Genomic DNA, 20,371 nt, shown 5'->3' on the forward strand with positions numbered 1-20,371 from the left:
GGCGGCGTGGGCCGCCCGGCCAGGCGCTACCGCTTCAGGGCGGACGCGGGGCGGGTGCTCGGCGTCGACATCGGCGGCCACAAGATCCGCGCCGTCGTCGCCGACCTCGACGGGAACGTCGGCGACCGGGCCGCCGTCCCGGTGACGCCGGAGATGGGCAGGCCGGAGCGGCTGGAGGCGGTGGACGCCGCGGTGGCCGCGTGCCTGGAGGGCGCCGGCCTGGCCGCGGGCGACGTCTGGGCCGCCGGCGTCGGCACGACGGGCCTGGTGGACGGCGCGGGCCGGGTGATGCTGTCGGAGGCGCTGCCCGAGTGGACCGGCGTCGACCTGGCCGCCCACGTACGCCGGCTGGTCCCCGGCCCCGTCCTGGTCGAGAACGACAGCAAGCTCGCCGCCAGGGCCGAGTGCTGGCGCGGCGTGGCCCGCTACGCCAAGGACATGGTGTTCCTGCTGGCCGGGCTCCGCACCGGCGCCGGCCTGGTGATCGACGGCAAGGTGCACCGGGGCTTCGCCAACGCCTCGGGCGAGATCGGCGCGCTGCCCGCGCTCGGCTGGATCCGCGCCCAGGAGCACCTCAAGGCCGCCAGCGGCGAGGCGGGCGACGTGTTCGCGGCGGCCCGGGCGGGCGAGCGGGCCGCCGTCACGGCCGTGCGCCGCTACGTCAGGGACCTGGCGCTCGGCGTGTCCGCCCTGGTCCTGGCGCTGGACCCGCAGATGGTCGTGGTCGGCGGCGGCTACTCCCGCTCGGCCGACGTGCTCATCGAGCCGCTCAAGCGCGAGCTGGACCGCTGGTGCATCCGCACGCCCGAGGTCCTCATGTCCGCGCTGGGCGACGAGGCCGTGGTGCTCGGCGCCGTACGGATCGCGCTCGACGACGTCGAGGACCGCCTGCTCGACGGCCGCACCCCGCTCGTGAGCCATCTGTGACAAAGCAAAGCCTTGAAGAAAATTTCACTGGACTCCATCATTACTCCCACGTTCTAGGAGAGGACACGGGAGATGTGGAAGTCGGCACGGAGCGGTGCGGCGCTCCTTTGCGCGGCGTTGCTGGCCTCCGCGTGCGCGGGCGGTGAGCAGGCTGGCACGGGTGCGCGGTCGCAGGAGAAGGTGACGCTGTCCTACGGCGTCTGGGACGCCACCCAGCAGGCGGTCATGCAGGAGCTGGCCGCCGAGTTCACCAAGACGCACCCCAACATCGCCGTCGACGTCCAGGTCACGCCATGGGCCGACTACTGGACCAAGCTCAAGGCGGCGGTGACCGGCGGCGCGGCCCCCGACGTCTTCTGGATGAACGGCCCCAACTTCCAGCTGTACGCCTCCAACGGCGTCATCAAGCCCATCGAGGAGCAGGTCGACAGCTCCGTCTACCCCAAGCCGCTGGTCGACCTCTACACCTACGACGGCAAGCTGTACGGCCTGCCGAAGGACATGGACACCATCGGCGTCTGGTACAACAAGACGCTCTTCGACGCCGCGAAGGTGAAATATCCGGCAGCCGACTGGACCTGGGCCGACTTCAAGGCCGCCGCCGCCAAGCTCACCGACGCCAAGAAGGGCGTCCACGCGATCGGCGCGGAGCTCACGAGCTTCCAGGAGTACCAGTACAACACCATCTACCAGGCCGGCGGCCACGTGATCTCGCCCGACGGCCGCAAGTCCGGCTACGACGACCCCAAGACCATCGAGGGCCTGCGGTTCTGGACCGACCTGATCGCCGGCGGGCAGTCGCCCGACCTCAAGACCATGACCGACACCGCCCCGATCCAGCTCTTCGAGGCCGGCAAGCTGGCGATGTACTGGGGCGGCTCCTGGGACGTGGCCGAGTTCACCAAGAACGACTACACCAAGGACAAGGTGGACGTGGCCCCGCTCCCCAAGGGTGAGAAGCAGGCCACGATCATCCACGGCGTCGCCAACGTCATGTCGGCCAAGACCGAGCACCCGGCCGAGGCGTGGGAGTTCGTCAAGTTCCTCGGCTCCAAGCCGGCCGCCGACCTGCTGGGCAAGAAGGGGCCGATCCCGGCGTACAACGGCACGCAGAGCGCGTGGGCGGCCGCCCATCCCGAGCTGAAGCTGCAGGTCTTCCTCGACGCCGTCGCGTACGCGGTGCCGTACCCCGTCTCCAAGAACACCGCCGCCTGGCAGGAGGCCGAGCTGACCCACCTCACCAAGGCGTGGACCGGCGAGGTGCCGATCGAGAAGGCGGCCGCGGACCTCGCGGCCGGGATGAACGAGCTGCTGGCCAAGGAGTGACGTGACCGCCACCGCCGAGAAGCGCCTCACCAGGGCGGCTCACGCGGCAAGGAGACGTCCGCCGCGCACCGAGGCCCTGTGGGGGTACGTGTTCATCGCCCCCACCGGGCTCGGGCTCGCGATCTTCTACCTCTGGCCGGTGCTCCAGACCGCGTACTTCTCCTTCACGGAGTGGGGCGCGTTCGGGGGCCACACCTGGACGGGTCTGGACAACTACGTCCGGCTCGTCGCCGACCCGGAGGTGGGCCGGGCCGTGCTCAACACGCTCGCCTACACCGGGCTGGGCCTGGTGGGGATCCCGCTGGCCATCGTGTTCGCCGCGCTGCTCAACCTGCCGGGGCTGCGGGGCGTGGCCGTGTACCGGACGGCCTTCTTCCTGCCCGTGGTCACCATGCCGGTCGCGGTCGCCATGCTCTGGCGGTGGCTCTACAACGGCGACTACGGCCTGGTCAACCAGGTGCTCGCGGTCGTCGGCGTGGACGGGCCCAACTGGATCGCCGATCCGGACACGGCCATGTACGCGCTGGTCGTGGTGGGGATCTGGAGCAGCATCGGCTACAACCTGATCATCTTCCTGGCCGGGATGCAGGCCATCCCGAAGGAGCTGTACGAAGCGGCGAGCCTGGACGGGGCCGGTCGCGTCCGGCAGTTCTTCTCGGTCACGCTGCCGATGCTGTCGCCGACCGCGTTCTTCATCTCGATCGTGTCCGTGATCGGCTCGCTGCAGCTCTTCGACCTGGTCTTCGTGATGACCGGGTCCGGGCAGGCGGCGCGGGCCAACCCGGCGTACTCGCGGCTCCAGACGGTGGTGCAGCTCTTCTACGAGCGCGCCTTCGTCACCGACGACCGCGGCTACGCCGCCGCCATCGTGATCGCGCTGCTCCTGCTCATCGCGGCGCTGACGGTCTTGCAGTTCCGGCTCCAGCGCAGGTGGGTGCACTATGTCTGAGCGTCGTCGGTCGTTCGGGGTGCACGCGGTGCTGGCCGCGGCGTCGCTGGCGATGGTGGCCCCGTTCGTGTGGCAGGCCGTCACCTCGCTGAAGACGCTCAGCGGCGCCACCCGGGTGCCGCCGAGCCTGCTGCCCGAGTGGCGGTGGGACAACTACGCGAAGGTCTTCGAGCTGCTGCCGTTCGGCGACCAGTTCCTCAACACCGTGGTGATGGCGGCGGGGCGGGTGGCGGGGCAGGTGCTGTTCTGCTCGATGGCCGCCTACGCCTTCGCCCGGCTGCGCTTTCCCGGCAGGAACCTGCTCTTCGGCGTCTTCCTGTCGGTGCTCATGGTGCCGCCGCAGCTCTTCGTGATCCCGCAGTACCAGATCATGTCGTCGCTCGGCTGGCTCAACAGCCTGCAGGCGATCATCGTGCCGGGGCTGTTCAGCGCCTTCGGGGTGTTCCTGCTGCGGCAGTTCTTCCTCGGGCTGCCGCGCGAGCTGGAGGAGGCCGCCCGGCTGGACGGCGCCGGGCCGGTGCGCATCTACTGGTCGATCATGCTGCCGCTGGCGCGGCCTGGCCTGGTGGCGCTGGCCATCCTGGTGCTGCTGTGGGCCTGGAACGACCTGTTCTGGCCGCTGGTGGTCAACACCGACCCGGACAAGATGACGTTGTCGGCAGGGCTGGCCGCGCTCCAGGGCCAGTACCAGACGGACTATCCGGTGCTGATGGCCGGCTCGCTCATCGCCTCGCTCCCGGTGATCGCCGTCTTCGTGTTCCTGCAGCGGCAGTTCATCCAGGGCATCGCCACCACCGGCTCGAAGGGCTGAGCGCCCCGCTCGTGACGGGAGCCCGGGCCGGCACCTGCCCGGGCTCCCGCGGCCTCCTCAGCGGATGACGATCGTGGTGAGCGCCCGCGGCTGCAGCGTCACCGTCCGGCCCGTCACCGGGGACGGCGTGAGCGAGTTGGCGCCGTCCGTGAGGTACGCGGTCGCCCGGCCGCGCACGCCCTGCCACGTGACCGGCGCGGTGCCCGTGTTGAGCACCTCGACGACGCGGGAGCCGTCCGGGTTGCGGAAGGCGGAGACCTTCAGCGCCGGATCCGCCGCCGCCGTGTCCAGCCTGACCGCGCCCGGCCGGATGAACCTGCTGTACGCCGCCAGCGCCCACAGCCGCTTCGACACGCGATACGTCTTCGCCGTGTCGTCGAGCTGCAGCAGCGCCCGGGTCGCGCCGCGCGAGCCGCCCAGCCAGTAGACGTAGCCGCTGACGTTCCCCAGCGTGAGCGCGTCGTGGACGGCCTGCGCGATCGCGAAGCCGTCGTAGCCGCTGCCGTCGTCCCAGCTCTCGTTCCAGGTGCTGCCGTTCGGGTTCCACTCCGACATCCAGGTCTTCCTGGTCGTCGGCAGCGGCGCGTCCACGGGGCTGGCGTAGGTGTGCCCGGTGTGGGTCTTCACCCAGCGGCGGGCCTCGGGGTCGGCCTCGATCGCGGCCGTGTACGCCTTGGCCTGGTTCCAGCCGAACGAGTCGCAGCAGGTCACGTGCACGCCCTTGGCCACCGGGCCCAGCACCTTGGCGAACTGGGCGGCCTGCTCCGGGGTGAAGCGCATGGAGGCGTACGTGGCCGTCCAGTCGGGCTCGTTCGTGAACCCCAGGTCGGTGATCTTGATGCCTTCCCTGGCGTAGAACTTCGTGTACGCCACCAGGTAGTTCGCGTACGCCCGCTGCCACTCCGGCTTCAGCGTGCCGCCGCCCTTGTCGTCGCCGTTGTCCTTCATGTAGCCGGGCGCGCTCCAGGCGTCGGCGAAGAACCGCTTCACGCCGTACGCCTGGGCCGCCTTGGCCACCCACACCTGGCTGTTGTCGTCGCCGTCCCACACGTACTTGGGCGGGGCGTCCGGGCCGCCGGGGTCCTCGGGCTGGATCGACACCATGTGGTCGTACGGGCTCCCGGCCGGGGAGGAGCCGATGCCGAGCCGCAGGATGCTGAGCCCGGCGCCCTTCTCGCGGTCGAACCACAGGTCCAGGACCTCGCGCTGCTGCGACTCCGGCAGCGCCTTGAGCAGCTCGTTGCGCCGGAACGCCTGGGAGATGCCGAAGCCGTCGATCTCCTGGTGCCTGGCGTGCTCGTTCACGGTGATGGCGGGGGGCTGGGAGGGATTCACCGCAGGGAGGCCGAGCAAGGCGACCGCGACGACTCCACGAAACATGACGCCTCCGAAAGTTTCGGATACATATCGATATATTTCACCGATATCGCCGGAACCGTAAGCGGTCCGGAGGCCTCCCGTCAACCGGCGTTCAGCGCGCGGACACAGCGGGGCCGGGGCGCTGTGCGCGCCCCGGCCCCCACTCCGGTGCGTCAGCGGCTCGCGACCGGCGGCGGATTGACGACGGTGCCCGGCGGCGCCGGGTCCGGGGCGATGATGAACTCCTCCGGCCACACCGTGAGCTGGATCTGCTGCCCGGCCCCCTTGATCACGTCGTGCAGGTTGCCGCGTTCGAGGTTGGTGAGCAGGAACACCTCGTCGTCCCGGTTGACCGGGTCCGCGCGCAGCCAGGCGTCGAAGCCGTCGAAGTCCGTGAAACCGGCCGCGAGGTACGGCACGAGGCGGCGGAACAGCTTCGGCCACATCACCAGGCCCTCGGCGTCGGCCAGGCCGGTGACGGTGGCGGCGCCGTTGGGGTCGGCGGTCGAGCCGGGCCAGATGCCGGCGGCCTTCCCCCTGGCCGCCTGCGACACCTCCGCCAGATGCGTACGCAGCTGCGCCGGCAGCGTCGCGTAGAACGCCGGATAGACCAGCCCGCCGGCCAGCAGCGTGCCGTTGGCGGACGCGTCCGCGAGCGCCGGGTCCAGGAACACCGAGGCCCCGTCGGCCCCCGGAGGGTCACCGGCGTAGGCGAACCCGATCAGCCGGCCGTTCGCGTCGACCCCGTTGGTGAGCACGTGCCCGCGGAGGGAGTCCTGGTCCGCCGACTGCACCTTGTTGGGCAGGTCCTCCCAGTAGCGCACGTTCGTGAACCCGAGCAGGCGCAGCAGCTCGTCCCGGGCCGCGTTGGCCCCGGCGAGCTGCTGGTGCGTCTCCTCGAAGTGGGTCTCCAGCGCGTCGATGGCCTCCAGGCGCACGGAGACGCCACGGCGGTTGATCTTCGGCGGGTGGCCGGAGCGCCGCGGCAGCCCCTCCACCAGCGCGGGCGAGTCGGGCAGGAACTTCACGGTGTCGCCGTCGGGCTCGGGGCCCTGTCGCGGGAGATCCGCGTACCGGATCACGAAGTTCCCGCGTAAAAGCGTGTAAGTCATGGATTGCCCCCCATCTTGTGGCGAGCGGAGCGTAACCCGCGCACCTCGCGCCGTCCATGGGGGGCGCGGCCGATCAGTCGAGGCAGAACTCGTTGCCCTCGGGGTCGGCCATCACGATGTGACCGGCGCCGAGCGGGGGAGCGGGCTCGTGGCGCTGGAGCCGGGTGGCGCCGTGGGAGACGAGCCGCTCGGCCTCCGCCTCCAGGGCCGCCATCCGCGCGTCGCCCTCGAACCCGGGGGCGGCCCGCACATCGAGGTGCACGCGGTTCTTGACCTGCTTGCCCTCCGGCACCCGCTGGAAGAACAGCCGCGGCCCGGCCCCGTCGGGGTCGATCACCGCCGAGGCGTCGTTGCGGCGCTCGGGCGGCACGCCCATCGCCTCCAGGGCCTGCTCCCACGACTCGAAGCCCTTGGGCGGGTCCTGCACCCGGTAGCCGAGGGCCTCGGCCCAGAACGTGGCCAGCCCGGCCGGATCGGCGCAGTCGAAAGTGATCTGAACGTCGCGGGCCATGTCAGCTCGCCTCCCGGTGAGTGTGCAGGTAGAGGTCGCGCAGCAGGCAGACCTCCGCCAGATGGTGGATCAGTTCGCGGTTGATGTGCAGCACCAGCGCCGCCAGCGGATACTCGGCGTACGGCCCCTCCGCCTCCCCGCACGGGCGGCCGAGGCCGGCCTCGCCGAGGGACTCGACCCCGGCCAGCCACGTGGCGTATTCGGCGTCGAGCTGGGCCAGCGCCGCGTCCGCGGTCGGAGCGTACTCGAACGACTCGTAGTCGGTCGGCGTGGCGCCGAAGTGCGAGGCGTTGCGCATCGCCAGCACGCCGACGATCACGTGCCCGAGCCGCCAGGCGATCGTCGTCAACGGCGGCGGCTCGGGCATCGGGAACTCGAAGTCGATGGTCATCGCGCCGGCCCCGGCCTGCACCGGCGCGGCGCCGGTGCCGCGCGGCCGCACGCTCCAGCAGCCGGGCGCCGGCTCCCAGAAGTACTCCTCATCGGTGAGCCCGTCGAGGCGATCGCGCAGCTGATGGGTCCAGTGCCAGTCGGTCTGATCTCGGAGCAGGGTGTTCCAGGGCAGGTCGTTCATGGCTCAAGCCTCTCGCATATAGCGGACAGGATCGGTCCGTGATCTGTGGAACGATGAGCGCGTGTCTGTTGAGTCGACGACCGAGCGGGTGCTGCGGCTGCTGGCGCTGCTGCAGCGCCGGCCGTCCTGGACCGCTGTCGAGCTCGCCGCCGAGCTGGGGGTCACTGACCGCTCGGTGCGCCGCGACGTGGAGCGGTTACGCGCGCTCGGCTATCCCGTGCACGCGACGGCGGGCGTCGGCGGCGGCTACCAGCTCGGCGCGGGCACCCGGCTGCCGCCGCTGCTCCTCGACGACGAGGAGGCGATCGCGACGGCGGTGTCCCTGCGGCTGGCGGCGGGAGGCACGGTCACCGGGGCGGGCGAGGCGGCGCTGCGGGCGCTCGCCAAGCTCGACCAGGTGATGCCGCCCCGGCTGCGCGCCGAGGTTCGGGCGGTGTACGGCGCCACCGAGACCCTCGCCGACCCCGGGGTCGAGATCGACGCGGAGCTGCTGATGATGCTCGCGCGGGCCTGCCGCGACGCCGTGCGGGTGCGCTTCCGGTACGCCGGCCACGACGGCGGGGAGCGCGAGCGCACGGTCGAGCCGGTGCGGATGGTCTCCACCGGCCGCCGCTGGTACCTGATGGCCTGGGACGTCGACCGCGACGGCTGGCGCACCTTCCGGCTGGACCGGATGCGCGAGGCGGAGGCGACGACCTGGCGCTTCCGGGCCAGGGAGCATCCTGACCCGGCCGCCTACGTGCAGCGGTCCGTGGCCGAGGCGCCGTACCGCTATCTCGCCCGGGTGCGCCTGCACGCGCCGCCAGACCGCGTGCGGGAGCTGGTGCCGCCCCAGGTGGGACGCGTCGAGGACGATCGCGACGGGTGGTGCGTGCTCGTCGCCGGCGGGCAGGACCTCGACTGGCTGGCCGTGCACGTGGCCCGGCTGGGCTTCGAGGCGGAGGTGCTGGAGCCCGCCGAGCTGCGGGAGGCCGTCGCCCGGCTCGCCCGCCGCCTCGCGGCGATGGCCGGGCCCGGCTCAGGTCACGGCTAGCGGTACACCGCCACGGCGGCCTCCCCGACCAGGGTGTCCACGACCGCGACCAGCTCGCCCACCACGGGCGGGGCGGCCGAGGCGATCTCGCGGAGGCGGCCGACCAGCCGGTTCGCGGGCTGGTCGAGGTAGAGCTCCGACTCCAGCCGCAGCACCGCAACCAGCCCGCAGAGCGCGGCGCACCGCGCGTCCGGCGGCTTCCAGCCCTCGACCGCCGAGCGCACCCCCGAAGAGGCCCGGACGACCGAGGCGATGTCGGCGAGCTGGTGACGCGTGTACGGCAGCATGCCCAGGCGGCGCCTGCTCACCCTGACGAGCACGCCCGAGGCGACCAGGGCCTCGCGGGTGCGGTCGTAGAGGCCGTTCGCCGCCTTCTTGATCAGGAGCTTGACGTCGCCGTCCGCCAGGGAGACGGGGGTGTCGCCGGCCGGAGGGCGGGAGACGGTCGCCTGGCCGTCGGCGACGGTGACGCGACCGCTGACGGCCAGTTCGAGCACCACCGCGCCGGCCAGCCCGAGAGCCATCGACGACTGGTGGATCAGGGGCTTGCCGGACTGGTCGTGCGCGATGAGATACAGGTCCTCGTGGAGCGTCAGCCGGTTCATGGTGTCCCCTCGCCCGTCAGAGACGTCCGGTCAGGCCCTGGAGGGTGGGCGGGCGGCCGAGCGCGTACAGGCCGGCCAGCACCAGGCCGCCGACGCCGAGCCAGATCAGGCCCACCAGCTGCGCCATCACATGGGCGTTGATCACGACGAAGATGAGGATCCCCATCCCGATCAGCGGCGCGACGAGGTGCGTCCACATGGCGTCCGAGCCGAGGCGCAGCGAGTAGTGCACGATCACCGACGCGTGCAGGACGATGAACGCGACCATGGCGCCCATGCTGATCAGGCTGCTGAGGAGGTCGACGCCGTCGGAGCGGGTGGACATCCAGACCCCGAGGCCGACGGACAGCAGGGAGACGAGCGCGATGGCGTTGGCCGGCACCGACTGCCTGACCGACACCTTCGCCAGGAACGACGGGAGCTGCCGGTCGCGGGCCATCGCGTACAGCAGGCGGGAGGCCGCGACCTGGGCCACCATGGTGTTGGCCACGCCCCAGGAGAGCGCGGTGGCGGTCGAGGTGAGGTGCCTGAGCCACTGGCCGCCGGCCACCGCGGCCGCGTCGTAGAACGCGGTGTCGCCTCCATTGCGCAGGAGGCCCGCCGGGTCGGGCACCAGCAGCGCGGCCACCCACACCTGCACGATGAACAGCACGCCGGCCAGCACCAGGGCCAGCCGCATGGCCCTGCCCACCTGCTCGGACCCGCCGGTGGACTCCTCGACCAGCATGCTGATCCCGTCGAAGCCGATGAACGACAGCACGGCCACCGACACCGCGGCGAACACCACCGGCCAGGAGAACGTCTCCAGGTTGAACAGCGGGGAGAGGCTGAACCCGCGGCCCTTGCCCTGGAGCAGGGCCCAGACGCCGACCACGAGGAACAGCGCCAGCACGACCAGCTCGAACACGATCATGATCCGGGTGAGCTTGACCGTCATCCGGATGCCCCGGAGGTTGATCGCGGTGTTGAGCGCCACGAAGGCGATCAGCCAGACCCACACGGGGATCTCCGGCATGATGGCGTGCATCGCGATGGAGGCGACGAGGTAGAGCAGGCACGGGACGAGGATGTAGTCGAGCAGCACCATCCACCCGGTCAGAAACCCGGCCGGCGGCGCGATGCCGCGGCCGGCGTAGTTGTAGACCGAGCCGGACAGCGGGAAGGCCTTGACCATCTGCGCGTACGAGGCTGCCGTGAACAGCAGCGCGATCATCCCGACGAGGTACGCCAGGGCCGGCATGCCGCCCGAGCGGGCATAGACGGAGCCGAAGATCGCGAATGGGGAGATCGGCACCATGAACACCAGGCCGTAGGACACGAGGTCGGTCATCCCGACCCCGCGACGTAACTCCTGCCGGTATCCGAACTGCTCGACGTTCGCGTGCTGTGTGGGCACGACGGCCACTCCAAGGTCATGCGGGAACGGGGGGGTTCGATTGGGCGATCCTTCCGTAGCCCGAGGCCGCGTCGCAAGACCGATGGCAGGCTTATGTCACACGTGAGCAGGGCTCGACATGGGGATCAGCCGAGGCGGGACTGGAGGCCGTCGAGGACCCGCTGGAGGCCGTACTCGAAGCCGTCCTGGTCGGCCTGGGAGGAGAGCTGGCCGCGCTGCGCGGCGTAACGGGCGCGCAGCCGCGGGTAGTCCTGCACCGCCCGCTCGGCCGCCGGCCACAGGTGCTCCACCCACTCCTGCTCGGTCTGACCGCTGCGGGCGATCATGGACAGGATCGCGGCCTCGCTGGTGGTGACGCCGAGCACGTACGCGACCAGCGTGCTCATCGCCTGGTCGGCCTCGTCGAGCGGGAACCCGGCGGACTCGAAGACGCCGAGCATGTGCTCCGTCTGGCGCAGCATGTTGGGCCCCAGGTAGGCCAGCCCCACCTCGCCGAGCTTGGCGGCCATCCAGGGATGGCGCAGGATCGTGGCGCGCAGGCCGTGGGCGATGCGCGCGATGACCTCCCGCCACCGGGTGGCGTCGGTCTCCTCGGGCAGCGGCAGCTCGCCGTAGACCGCGTCCACGGCGAGCTCGATCAGCTCGTCCTTGTTGGCCACGTGGCGGTAGAGCGAGGTCGCCCCGGCGTTGAGCCGGCTGCCGAGGCGGCGCATGCTCAGGGCGTCGATGCCCTCCTCGTCGAGCAGCCGGACGGCCTCGGCCACGATCTGGTCGCGGCTCAGCGCCGGCTGCTCCCGCTCGCGGCGGGGCCGCGCCCACACCGAGGGGATGGACTGCTCGTCTTTCGCCATGCCCCTCACCATAGCGCACGATGTACGCATGTGCGAACAGTGTTAGTGGCGACGCTTCCGCTTGCGGTCGTGCTGCTGGGGACGGTGGCCGGCGTGGGCCGGGGCCGGGGTCCGGGCGGGGCCGTAGCCGATGGCGCCCATCATGCCCTGCTCCTGGTGATACAGGTTGTGGCAGTGGAACATCCACTCGCCGGGGTTGTCGGCGAGCACGTCCAGGTGGAGCCGCTGGCGCGGCTTGATGTTCACGGTGTCCTTGCGCGGCCCGCGCCCGTCCGCCAGGCGCAGCTGGAACGTGTGGCCGTGCAGGTGCATCGGGTGCCACATGGGCGACTGGTTGTCCAGGATCAGCCGGACCGTCTCCCCTCGGTCCACGCGCAGCCGCAGGTGGTCGCCGGCGACCTTGTCGTTCATCGTCCACTCGTTGCCGGACGGGCGCATGCCCAGCGTCACCGTGATGGCCCTGGACGGGCGGGGGAGATCGAGGGACGACGGTGCCTCCAGGTCCCGGTACGCCAGCATCCGCTCGGTCAGCTCCGGCACCTGGACGGTGCTCGCCGGCGCCTCGGCCCGCCGATCCGTCCGCACCACCGCGAACGCCCGCCCCCGCTTGCCCTCCGCTATCGCGACCAGCGGGAACGCGCCCGAGTCGAGCCGGGTCAGGAAGTCGTAGCGCTCGCCCATGCCGATGAGGAACGTGTCCACGTCCACGGGCCGGCACGGGAACCCGTCGGTGTGGGTGACGGTCATGCGATGCCCGCCGAGCGCCACCCGGAAGGCGGTGTCGGACGCCGCGTTGATCACCCGGAACCTGACCGTGCGGCCCGGCGCGGTGCGGAAGGTCATGGGGGCGTCCGGCGCCTGGCCGTTGACCAGGTAGAGCGGGTGCACCATCTCCGCCGCCACGCCGCCGAGCGCCTCGCTGCGCAGGGTGTCGTCGTGGTCGGTGGAGGCGTTCAGCCGGGCCAGGGCGTCGTCGGGAGTGCCGTCGATGCCGTCCAGCCAGTCGTCGAGCACGACGGTGAACTCCTCGTCGTAGTCGAGCGGCTCCCGCGGGTCGAGGACGACCAGCGTGCCGTACAGGCCGCGGTCGGGCTGGGTGCCGACGTGCGAGTGGTAGAAGTACGTGCCGGGATCGGGCACGGTGAAGTCGTAGTCGAACGTCCTGCCCGGCTGGGTCGCCTCCTGGCTGAACCCGGGCGCGCCGTCCATGGGGAAGTCGAGCCTGATGCCGTGCCAGTGCACGGTGGTCGCCGCGGGCAGGTCGTTGACCAGCTTCGCGCGGACCCGCTCACCGGCCATGACCCTGATCTGCGGGCCGGGGACCTCGTCGTTGTACGTCCAGGTGCGCACCGTGCGCCGCCCCAGGGTGACCGTCGCGGGCCGGGCCCGCAGCACCATCGCCCGGGGCCGCGGCTCCGCCGCCGCGGGCGGGCCCCCCAGCAGGGGGACGGCGCCGGCCAGCGCACTGGCGAATGTGCCGGTGACGAACGCCCGGCGGGACACCCGCCCGCCCGTACCCCACGAACTCGACCAACCACCCACGACACCTCTCCCTCCGCTCACCAGGCGAGATTACGGAGGGTAACGGGCGAAATCCCCTCGCCACGCCGATGGAGATCCCTAACGCGTTCCGGGCGGGGGCTGGTGGCCGAAGCGGACCGGCTTGGAGCCGCTCAGCCGCACCTCCGGGTCGGTCATCGCCTGCGGCGGCGCCGGTCGCTCGACGGCCGCTTCGATGACCGGCTCGGCCCCCTCGGCCTCCGCGATCCGGCGGACGAGCCGCTCCCGCAGCTCCGCCGCCACCCCGGCGTGCGACGGGAACCCCGCCAGGTTGACCAGCTCGTGCGGGTCGTTCTCCAGGTCGTAGAGCGCCTGCTCCCGGTAGCGGTCGGAGGCGGGGTCGTCCCACGGGTGGGCGTCCTCGGCGACGGCGTAGTACTTCCAGCGCGAGGTACGGATCCCGCGTCCCACCTCCGACTCGCTCACCTGGAAGAACACCTCCTCGGGCCACGCCGCCCCGGGGTCCCGGACCAGCGGGAGGAACGAGCGGCCCTGCATCGAGCCGGGGACGGGCAGCCCGGCGGCCTCCAGGAGCGTGGGAGGCAGGTCGATGGTGCTGACCGGCCGGGAGACGGCGCCGCCGCCGTCGAAGCCGGGGCCGCGCAGCGCCAGCGGCACGCGCAGCGAGGCGTCGTGGCACGAGCGCTTGTACTCGCCGTTGCGGGTCTTGAAGTGGTTGCCGTGGTCGGAGGTGTACGCCACGATCGTGTCGTCCAGCAGGTCCATGCTGCGCAGCGCGTCCAGCAGCCGCCCGAGCCCCTCGTCCAGCCTCTTGACCTGCCCCAGGTAGCCGCCCATGTGCTGGTGGGCGGTGCCGCCGAGGGCGGCCAGGTCCGGCGGCATCCAGCGGCCCTGGTAGCGCTCCTCGTAGCCGTCGGGGGCCGGGTAGTTGTCCACCTCGTTCTGGTGGTGCGGCTCCAGGAACGACAGGAACAGGAAGAACGGCTCCTCGTGGTGGTCGGCGACGTACCTGATGGCCGCGTCCACGAGGGCGTCGGAGCGGTAGCCGGGCAGCTGCACGGGCTCGTTCGCCTCGTCGTACACGATCGTGCGGTAGGCGTCCGAGGTGTGCTCCAGCGCGTTCGCGGCCAGCCACGACTGGTAACCGCCGCGCCGGTCGGCCGGGACCGGCTCGCCGCCGCCGAGGTGCCACTTGCCGATGTAGCCGGTGGCGTAGCCGGCCGCGCCGAAGTGGTGGGCCAGCGTGCGCTCCTCGGGCGGCAGCACGCGGCCGTTGCGGTGGACGCCGGTCGTGGTCGGGTAGCGGCCCGTCTGCAGCGCGGCGCGGGCGGGCGCGCACACCGGCTGCGGCGTGAGCGCGACCGTGGCCTGCGTGCCGTGCCTGGCCATCCTGTCGAGGTTGGGGGTGAAGGGGCCGACGGTGTCCCACCGCTGCTGGTCGGTGAAGACGACGATCACGTTCGGACGCAAGAAATGACTCCTATTTGAGGCCGGTCAGCGCGATGCCGCGCACGAAGTATCGCTGGGTGAAGATGAACAGGACGGCGGTGGGGACGAAGAGGATCACCGAGCCCGCGGCCGTGAGGTGCCACAACGTGAAGTACTCCTGGTTGAACAGGGTGAGCCCGACGGGAATCGTGCGCATCTCGGGCGTCGTGGTGGCGACCAGCGGCCAGAGGAACTCGTTCCACTGGAAGACGAACGTGAACAGCCCGAGCACGGCCAGCGCGGGCCGCGTCTGCGGCAGGATGATCCGCCGGTAGATGCCCAGCTCGGAGGCGCCGTCGATGCGGGCCGCGCTGATCAGGTCGTCGGGGATGGGCTGGATGAACTGCCGCATGAGGAAGATCCCGAACGCGTCCATGAGGAACGGCGTGATCAACCCCTGGTACGTGTTGAGCCACCCCAGGTTGGCCATGAGCACGTACAGCGGGATCATCCGCACGAAGAACGGCACCATGAGCGTGGCCAGCAGCGCCACGAACAGGGTGTTGCGCAGCGGGAAGCGGAACTTGGCGAACACGTACCCGACCAGCGGGTCGAAGATCAGGTGCGCCAGCGTGATGGCGCCGGCCACGACGAGGCTGTTGACGATGAAGTTCCCGAACGGCGCGCGGGCGAACAGCTCGGCGTAGTTGCCCCACTGCGGAGACCCGGGCCAGACCACGGCCTCGGCCGACAGCGTCTCGGCCTCGGTCTGGAGCGACAGCGACAGCATGTAGAGCAGCGGCACCACCATGACCAGCGAGGCCAGCCCGAGCAGGAGGTAGAGCAGCGTCCTGCGCATCAGTACACGACCTCCCCGCGCCGCCCCGCCCGGAGCTGGACCAGCGTGAACGCCACGATCACGATCAGCAGCAGCACCGACTGCGCCGAGGAGTAGCCGAAGTCCCTGGTGCGGAAGGCCACGTTGAAGATGTGGAAGACGGACAGGTCGGTGGCGTCGCCGGGTCCGCCGCCCGTGATGATGTACGCATGCCCGAACGCCTGCAGCCCCGAGATCACCGCCATCACCGACACGAACAGCGTCGTCGGAGCCAGCAGCGGCAGCGTGATGCGCCAGAAGCGCCGCCACGAGTCCGCGCCGTCGATCTTGGCGGCCTCGTGGTACGTCTCGGGGATGCCCTGCAGCCCGGCCAGGAACAGCACCATCGTGTAGCCCACGCTCTGCCACAGCGTCACGGCGGCGATCGTGAGCAGCGGCGCGGTGTTGAGCCACTGCTGCGCGGGCAGCCCGGCCGCGAGCAGCACCCGGTTCAGCACGCCCAGCTCGGGGTCGAGGATGTTGCGCCACAGCAGGCCGACGATCGCCACGGAGGTCAGGTACGGCACCAGCAGCAGCACCCGGAACGCCACCCGCCCCTTGAGCGGCTGGTCGAGCGCCATCGCCAGGGCCAGCCCGAGCACGATCGAGCCCACGACCACGGCCACCGCGAAGGCCACCGTCACCAGGAACGAGTGCCGCACCGCCGGGTCGGCCAGCGCCTGCGTGTAGTTGCCCAGCCCGGCCCACTGGTCGGCCTGCGGCCCGGTGCGCAGGCTGGTGGCCACGACGTTGCCGATCGGCAGGTAGAAGAAGGCCGCGAAGAACAGGATGGCGGGAAGGAGGAACAGGTAGGCCGTCCGCGCGTAACGACCGGCGAGCGTGCGGGGCCTCATCACCGCAGGAAGCCTTCGGCCGACTTGGTGAACGCCGCGAGCGCCTCGGCGGCCGGCTGGTTCTGGATGAGCACCTGCTGGTACATGACCTTGAGCTGCTCCTCCCACTTGCCGAGCTGCCCGGTGAGGCGCACCTGCTGGGAGGAGTCCTTGGCGTACGGGAGAGCGTCGGCGAAGACCTTGGTGACCTCGTTCGACGCCACCTCGGGCAGCTTCGTCCAGGAGACGCGCGGCATCAGCATGCCGGTCTCCTTGGTGGCGGCCTGCTCGACCTCGATGGCGGTGATGCGCTTGATGAAGTCCCAGGACAGGTCGGGCCTGGCCGCCTTGGCGGGCACGAACATGCTGACCCCCGCCGCCTGCGTGGCCTGCGTCTTGTGCTTGAGCGGCGGCGCGACGCCCACCTCGATGTCGGGGCTGGTCTTCCTGATCGGCTCCAGGTCCCACGGGCCGGTGAAGATCATCGCGGCGCGCTTGGCCGAGAACAGCTTCTGCGGGCCCGAGTAGTCGGTGCCCGTCACCGGCACCGGGGCCACCTTGTGCTTGTGGACGAGGTCGGCCTGGAACTGCAGGGCGGCGACCGCGTCCTCGACCGGCGTCATGACCTTGCCGGTCGACGGGTCGTAGGGGGTGACGCCGGCCTGGGTCAGCCAGGGCCACAGGTAGGTGTAGTCCTGGTTGAGCGCGACGCCGTACACGCCGTCCTTGGTGAGCTTCTTTGCGGCGGCCAGGAAGTCCTCCCACGTGGCCGGCACCTCCACCCCGGCGTCCCTGAGCATGGCCTTGTTGTAGAAGAGCGTGTTGCAGGTCAGGTGGAGCTGCACGCCGTACACCTTGCCCTGGTACGAGTTGCGCTCCACGGTGACCGGCTGCCAGTCGGAGGGGAAGCCCATCGCCTGGCCGTCGCGGTCGACGTACTCCTGCAGCGAGCGGGCGTTGCCGGAGACGGCGAACTCCTGCACCCACCCGCCGGGCTCCTCGACCAGGTCGGGCACGGTCCCGGAGGCGAAGTCCGCCAGCAGCCGCGTGCGCAGGTCGGGCCACTGGTACTTCTGCAGGTTGACCTTGACCTTGTTGGCCTGCTCGAACTCGGCGATCACCTTCCGGTAGGCCTGGTAGTCGTGGCCCGCGTTCCAGTAGACGGTGAACGTCCCGGGCGCGGCGGCCTGGGTGGTCGGTGCGCCCGCACAGGAGGACAGGACGGGCCCGGCGACGGTGGCGGTGGCGGTGGCGGCGGCCAGGCGGAGCAGGTCACGGCGAGACAGAGGGGAGGACATCTCGGGGTTTTCCCTTCTACGAAGAGCCCCGCCGCAGGAAGGTCCAGGAGCGGACGATCTCGCGGGCGGGTGGCTGCTCCTCGGCCTGGAGGCGGTCGAAGAGCAGGCGTGCGACGTCGGTGTAGTCGTGGCGGAGCGGGCCGACGGTGCTGAGCTGCGGATTGCTGATGAGACCCTCGTCGATGTTGCCGGCGCCGACGATCGCGACGTCGCCGGGCACGCTGAGCCCGGCGTCCCTGGCGGCCCAGATCGCGCTGATCGCGGCCCGGTCGGAGGCCGCGAAGATCGCGTCGGGGCGGTCGGGCGAGCGCAGCAGCTCGGCGGCGGTCTGGTAGGCCGCCACGCGGTCGTCCGCGCCCGTGGTGATGATCCGCTCGCTCACGCCGTGCCGGTCCAGGGCGGTCGTGTAGCCGAGGAGCCGGCCCGCGGGCTGCTCCCGGTGGAGCTCGTGGCGGTGCGCCAGGAACGCGATGCGCCGCCTGCCCTGGGCCAGCAGGTGCTCGACCGCCTCCGCGGACGCCTCCGTCTCCGGAGTGCGTACGAGGTCGCAGCCCTCGAGCCCGTCCTCGTTGCTCAGGACCACCATCGGCAGCCGGGTGCCGGCGAGCCCGGTGACCAGGTCGCGGGTGAGGTGGTCGCCGACGAGGTTGATCAGCGCGCCGTCGGCGACGCCGCCGCGCAGCACGTCGACGGCGGCCTTCGCGCGGGCCTCGGAGTAGACGGCGAGCGTCACCACGGAGTAGCCGCGGGCGTCGGCCATCTCGTGCAGGTCGGTGGCCAGGCGCTCGTCGCTCGGCACGCCGCCGAGCGAGCTGAGCACCAGGCAGATCCGCTGGGTGCGGCGCTTGCGCAGGCTCCTGGCGGCCTGGTTGGGGGTGTAGCCGAGCTGCCTGGCTGCCTCGAGCACCCGCTGCCTCGTCTCGGCGGCCACGGGGCGATCCCGGCCGCTGAGCACGTAGGAGACGGTCGCCACTGACACGTTCGCCAGCTCGGCCACTTGTCGCGCTGTAGGTCTCATGTTAGTCGTATAACCTAGCATTCCCTATAGAGATAAAGGGAAATCTCTGGCCGCTGATGTGGATGGGGATGTCGGCACGCCGATGGTTCTCACCGGGCTGCGCGACGGCATGTTAATCGTTTAGCACCGTATGCCTCCGGTGCTCACGGGATCAACCCCATCGGCTCGGGTTTTCCCTAGGGACTACCCGGTGGCGCGCGATCGTGGGCAATCGCTAGCTTGGGTTCCTGTGACGCCTCTTTTGCCGGGCGACCCGGCACAACTGGGCGAATACTGGCTGGCGGGCCGGCTGGGCGCTGGCGGGCAGGGGGTCGTGTACGACGCCTACGACGACGCCGGCCGGCGGGTGGCGATCAAGGTCATCCGCCCGGAGTTCCTGGAGCACGCCGGGGCCCGGGCCGACTTCGTCAAGGAGGTGACGGCCGCGCGGAAGGTGGCCTCGTTCTGCACGGCCCGCATCATCGACGCCGACCTCGAGGGGCCCGCGCCGTACATCGTGAGCGAGCACATCGAGGGGCCCAGCCTGCGCACGGCGGTCGAGCGGCACGGGCCGTTCGACGCCGACCGGCTGCACCGGCTGGCCGTCGGGGTGGCCACGGCGCTGGCCGCCATCCACGACGCGGACGTGGTGCACCGGGACCTGAAGCCGGGCAACGTGCTGCTCGGGCCCGACGGGCCGCGCGTGATCGACTTCGGGCTCGCCAGGACGGGCGAGATGTCGCAGACGACCGAGGGCGGGTTCGCGGCGGGCACGCCGCCGTACATGGCGCCCGAGCGGCTGGCCGGGCAGCGCGGCGGATCCGCCGTGGACGTGTGGGCGTGGGGCGCGATGATGCTGTACGCGGCCACCGGGCGGCCGCCGTTCTCCGGCGACCTCGCCCTCCTGCGGTACCAGGTGACCGGCACGCGGCCCGACTTCACCGTGCTGGCGGAGCCGCTGCGGCGCCTGGTCACCGAGGCGATGTCGCTGGACGCGCAGGCCCGCCCGCCGGCGCGTTCCCTCCTGCTCGACCTCATCGCCATGAACAGCGCCGTCAACGGGCCGGGCCTCTCGCAGGGCGGGCTCACCGGGCTGCTCAGCAGCGGGAGCCGGGCCGCCGTCGAGGTCAGGCCCCCCGCCGATCTGGCCGCCGATCCGGCCGCCGATCTGGCCGCCGATCTGGCCGGGTCGCCGCCGGCCGAGGTCGCCGAGGCCGTCTACGGGCGGCTCAGCCCGGAGGACCAGGCGCTCGTCCCCTCGGCGCTGCTGCGCATGGTCCGCTCCGACGAGAGCGCCGAGACCGCGCTCAGGGACGCGGCCACCCGGGATCTCGTCGACGGCGCGCGGGACCCGGCCGGCGTGCAGCGGGTGCTCCAGGCGTACACGGACGCGGGCCTGCTCGTCCACAAGGGCGAGTCGATCACGCTGGCCGGGGCGGCGCTGCTGCGGGCGTGGCCGCGCCTGCGGGACTGGGTCGAGGCCGACCGCTCGGCGCTGAGCGTCCACCACGCCCTGAACAGGGCGGCCACCGTGTGGCACGCGAACGGCCGCCGCCCCGACGACCTCTACCGGGGCACGGTCCTGGACGAGAGCGTCGAATGGGCCGCGAACGGGCGCGGGCCGCTCCGGCCGAACCAGCGCGAGCAGGCGTTCCTGGACGCCTCCCGCGAGCGCACCCAGGAGCTGGCCAGGCGACGCCGGCGCGTCCGGGGCACGATCGCGGCGCTCGTCGCGGTGCTGCTGGCCGCGGTGGGGGTCGTGGTCGTGCAGGACGTGCTGGGCACGCGCCAGCGGGACACGTCGGCCGCCCGCCGGGTGGCCGCGCTCGCGAACCGGACCCGGGCCGGCGACCCGCTGACCGCGCTGCTGCTGAGCGTGGCCGCGTGGCGGATCGCGCCGGTGGCCGAGGCACGCTCCGCCATGTACGCCTCGCTGGCCCAGCGCGAGCGCTCGGCCTTGACC

At 71.5% G+C, this 20,371-nt stretch carries 19 protein-coding genes; 6 read left to right on the forward strand and 13 right to left on the reverse strand.

The genetic code is table 11. The features are described from left to right. The 4 genes from ACWDX9_RS43855 to ACWDX9_RS43870 form a co-directional block, all read left to right on the forward strand. Positions 1-927: ROK family protein (locus ACWDX9_RS43855; protein ID WP_449965615.1), on the forward strand; the 927-nt coding region annotated here is incomplete at its 5' end. 72 nt (positions 928-999) lie between these two features. After that, positions 1,000-2,253, forward strand: a complete 1,254-nt coding sequence (locus ACWDX9_RS43860) for an ABC transporter substrate-binding protein (protein WP_355201428.1) — start codon at positions 1,000-1,002, stop codon at positions 2,251-2,253. A gap of 1 nt (position 2,254) precedes the next feature. Further along, entirely contained in the window at positions 2,255-3,202 is a 948-nt protein-coding gene (locus tag ACWDX9_RS43865) for a carbohydrate ABC transporter permease (protein ID WP_364259474.1), read from the forward strand. Continuing rightward, on the forward strand, positions 3,195-4,013 hold the full coding sequence (locus tag ACWDX9_RS43870; protein ID WP_350736700.1) for a carbohydrate ABC transporter permease: 819 nt from the start codon (positions 3,195-3,197) through the stop codon (positions 4,011-4,013). The genes ACWDX9_RS43865 and ACWDX9_RS43870 overlap by 8 nt, the downstream gene beginning before the upstream one ends. A 57-nt stretch (positions 4,014-4,070) precedes the next feature. Here ACWDX9_RS43870 and ACWDX9_RS43875 read toward each other — a convergent pair whose 3' ends face one another. From ACWDX9_RS43875 to ACWDX9_RS43890, 4 genes are all read right to left on the reverse strand, one after another. Further along, on the reverse strand, positions 4,071-5,348 hold the full coding sequence (locus tag ACWDX9_RS43875; RefSeq protein WP_449965618.1) for a glycoside hydrolase family 30 protein: 1,278 nt from the start codon (positions 5,346-5,348) through the stop codon (positions 4,071-4,073). A gap of 197 nt (positions 5,349-5,545) precedes the next feature. Beyond that, positions 5,546-6,484, reverse strand: coding sequence for a thermonuclease family protein (locus tag ACWDX9_RS43880; RefSeq protein WP_449965621.1), 939 nt, complete (start codon positions 6,482-6,484; stop codon positions 5,546-5,548). 73 nt (positions 6,485-6,557) lie between these two features. Next, complete coding sequence (locus ACWDX9_RS43885) at positions 6,558-6,995, reverse strand: VOC family protein (protein ID WP_449965623.1); 438 nt, start codon at positions 6,993-6,995, stop codon at positions 6,558-6,560. Between the two features lies 1 nt (position 6,996). Further along, positions 6,997-7,569 carry a DinB family protein gene (locus ACWDX9_RS43890; RefSeq protein WP_449965625.1) on the reverse strand — a complete coding sequence of 191 codons (573 nt, stop codon included), beginning with the start codon at positions 7,567-7,569 and terminating at the stop codon, positions 6,997-6,999. Positions 7,570-7,630: 61 nt separating this feature from the next. On the opposite strand from ACWDX9_RS43890, the gene ACWDX9_RS43895 reads away from it, so the two are divergent. Next, positions 7,631-8,602, forward strand: a complete 972-nt coding sequence (locus tag ACWDX9_RS43895) for a helix-turn-helix transcriptional regulator (RefSeq protein WP_449965628.1) — start codon at positions 7,631-7,633, stop codon at positions 8,600-8,602. Here the strand turns inward: ACWDX9_RS43895 and ACWDX9_RS43900 are convergent. The 9 genes from ACWDX9_RS43900 to ACWDX9_RS43940 all read right to left on the reverse strand — a co-directional run bounded on the left by ACWDX9_RS43900 (position 8,599) and on the right by ACWDX9_RS43940 (position 18,408). Further along, on the reverse strand, positions 8,599-9,207 hold the full coding sequence (locus tag ACWDX9_RS43900) for a GOLPH3/VPS74 family protein (RefSeq protein ID WP_449965631.1): 609 nt from the start codon (positions 9,205-9,207) through the stop codon (positions 8,599-8,601). The two genes, ACWDX9_RS43895 and ACWDX9_RS43900, sit on opposite strands and share 4 nt — an antisense overlap. A 16-nt stretch (positions 9,208-9,223) precedes the next feature. Next, positions 9,224-10,603 (reverse strand): APC family permease, encoded by a 1,380-nt coding sequence (locus ACWDX9_RS43905; protein WP_449965634.1) that lies wholly within the window; start codon positions 10,601-10,603, stop codon positions 9,224-9,226. 125 nt (positions 10,604-10,728) lie between these two features. Then, positions 10,729-11,454: a TetR/AcrR family transcriptional regulator gene (locus ACWDX9_RS43910; RefSeq protein WP_355201410.1), complete on the reverse strand. Its 726-nt coding sequence runs from the start codon at positions 11,452-11,454 to the stop codon at positions 10,729-10,731. A gap of 42 nt (positions 11,455-11,496) precedes the next feature. After that, a complete protein-coding gene (locus tag ACWDX9_RS43915) occupies positions 11,497-12,996 on the reverse strand; it encodes a multicopper oxidase family protein (RefSeq protein ID WP_449965638.1) in 1,500 nt (499 codons plus the stop codon). Positions 12,997-13,074: 78 nt separating this feature from the next. Beyond that, a complete protein-coding gene (locus tag ACWDX9_RS43920; RefSeq protein WP_449965640.1) occupies positions 13,075-14,445 on the reverse strand; it encodes a sulfatase-like hydrolase/transferase in 1,371 nt (456 codons plus the stop codon). 10 nt (positions 14,446-14,455) lie between these two features. Further along, positions 14,456-15,262 carry a carbohydrate ABC transporter permease gene (locus tag ACWDX9_RS43925; protein ID WP_449965643.1) on the reverse strand — a complete coding sequence of 269 codons (807 nt, stop codon included), beginning with the start codon at positions 15,260-15,262 and terminating at the stop codon, positions 14,456-14,458. Then, positions 15,262-16,134, reverse strand: coding sequence for a carbohydrate ABC transporter permease (locus ACWDX9_RS43930; protein WP_449965645.1), 873 nt, complete (start codon positions 16,132-16,134; stop codon positions 15,262-15,264). Before ACWDX9_RS43930 ends, ACWDX9_RS43925 begins: the two co-directional genes overlap by 1 nt. After that, positions 16,134-17,411, reverse strand: a complete 1,278-nt coding sequence (locus tag ACWDX9_RS43935) for a sugar ABC transporter substrate-binding protein (protein ID WP_449965648.1) — start codon at positions 17,409-17,411, stop codon at positions 16,134-16,136. The genes ACWDX9_RS43930 and ACWDX9_RS43935 overlap by 1 nt, the downstream gene beginning before the upstream one ends. A 16-nt stretch (positions 17,412-17,427) precedes the next feature. Beyond that, entirely contained in the window at positions 17,428-18,408 is a 981-nt protein-coding gene (locus ACWDX9_RS43940; RefSeq protein WP_449965651.1) for a LacI family DNA-binding transcriptional regulator, read from the reverse strand. Between the two features lie 250 nt (positions 18,409-18,658). On the opposite strand from ACWDX9_RS43940, the gene ACWDX9_RS43945 reads away from it, so the two are divergent. Continuing rightward, positions 18,659-20,371, forward strand: a 1,713-nt coding sequence (locus ACWDX9_RS43945; protein ID WP_449965653.1) for a serine/threonine-protein kinase, incomplete at its 3' end; no start/stop codon positions are given.

This window comes from Nonomuraea sp. NPDC003201 (assembly GCF_053590415.1).

Coding starts and splice junctions, on each gene's coding strand:
- ACWDX9_RS43860 (WP_355201428.1), top strand. CDS start 1,000: ATGTGGAAGTCGGCACGGAGCGGTGCGGCGCTCCTTTGCGCGGCGTTG.
- ACWDX9_RS43870 (WP_350736700.1), top strand. CDS start 3,195: ATGTCTGAGCGTCGTCGGTCGTTCGGGGTGCACGCGGTGCTGGCCGCG.
- ACWDX9_RS43880 (WP_449965621.1), bottom strand. CDS start 6,484: ATGACTTACACGCTTTTACGCGGGAACTTCGTGATCCGGTACGCGGAT.
- ACWDX9_RS43885 (WP_449965623.1), bottom strand. CDS start 6,995: ATGGCCCGCGACGTTCAGATCACTTTCGACTGCGCCGATCCGGCCGGG.
- ACWDX9_RS43890 (WP_449965625.1), bottom strand. CDS start 7,569: ATGAACGACCTGCCCTGGAACACCCTGCTCCGAGATCAGACCGACTGG.
- ACWDX9_RS43900 (WP_449965631.1), bottom strand. CDS start 9,207: ATGAACCGGCTGACGCTCCACGAGGACCTGTATCTCATCGCGCACGAC.
- ACWDX9_RS43910 (WP_355201410.1), bottom strand. CDS start 11,454: ATGGCGAAAGACGAGCAGTCCATCCCCTCGGTGTGGGCGCGGCCCCGC.
- ACWDX9_RS43925 (WP_449965643.1), bottom strand. CDS start 15,262: ATGCGCAGGACGCTGCTCTACCTCCTGCTCGGGCTGGCCTCGCTGGTC.
- ACWDX9_RS43930 (WP_449965645.1), bottom strand. CDS start 16,134: ATGAGGCCCCGCACGCTCGCCGGTCGTTACGCGCGGACGGCCTACCTG.
- ACWDX9_RS43935 (WP_449965648.1), bottom strand. CDS start 17,411: ATGTCCTCCCCTCTGTCTCGCCGTGACCTGCTCCGCCTGGCCGCCGCC.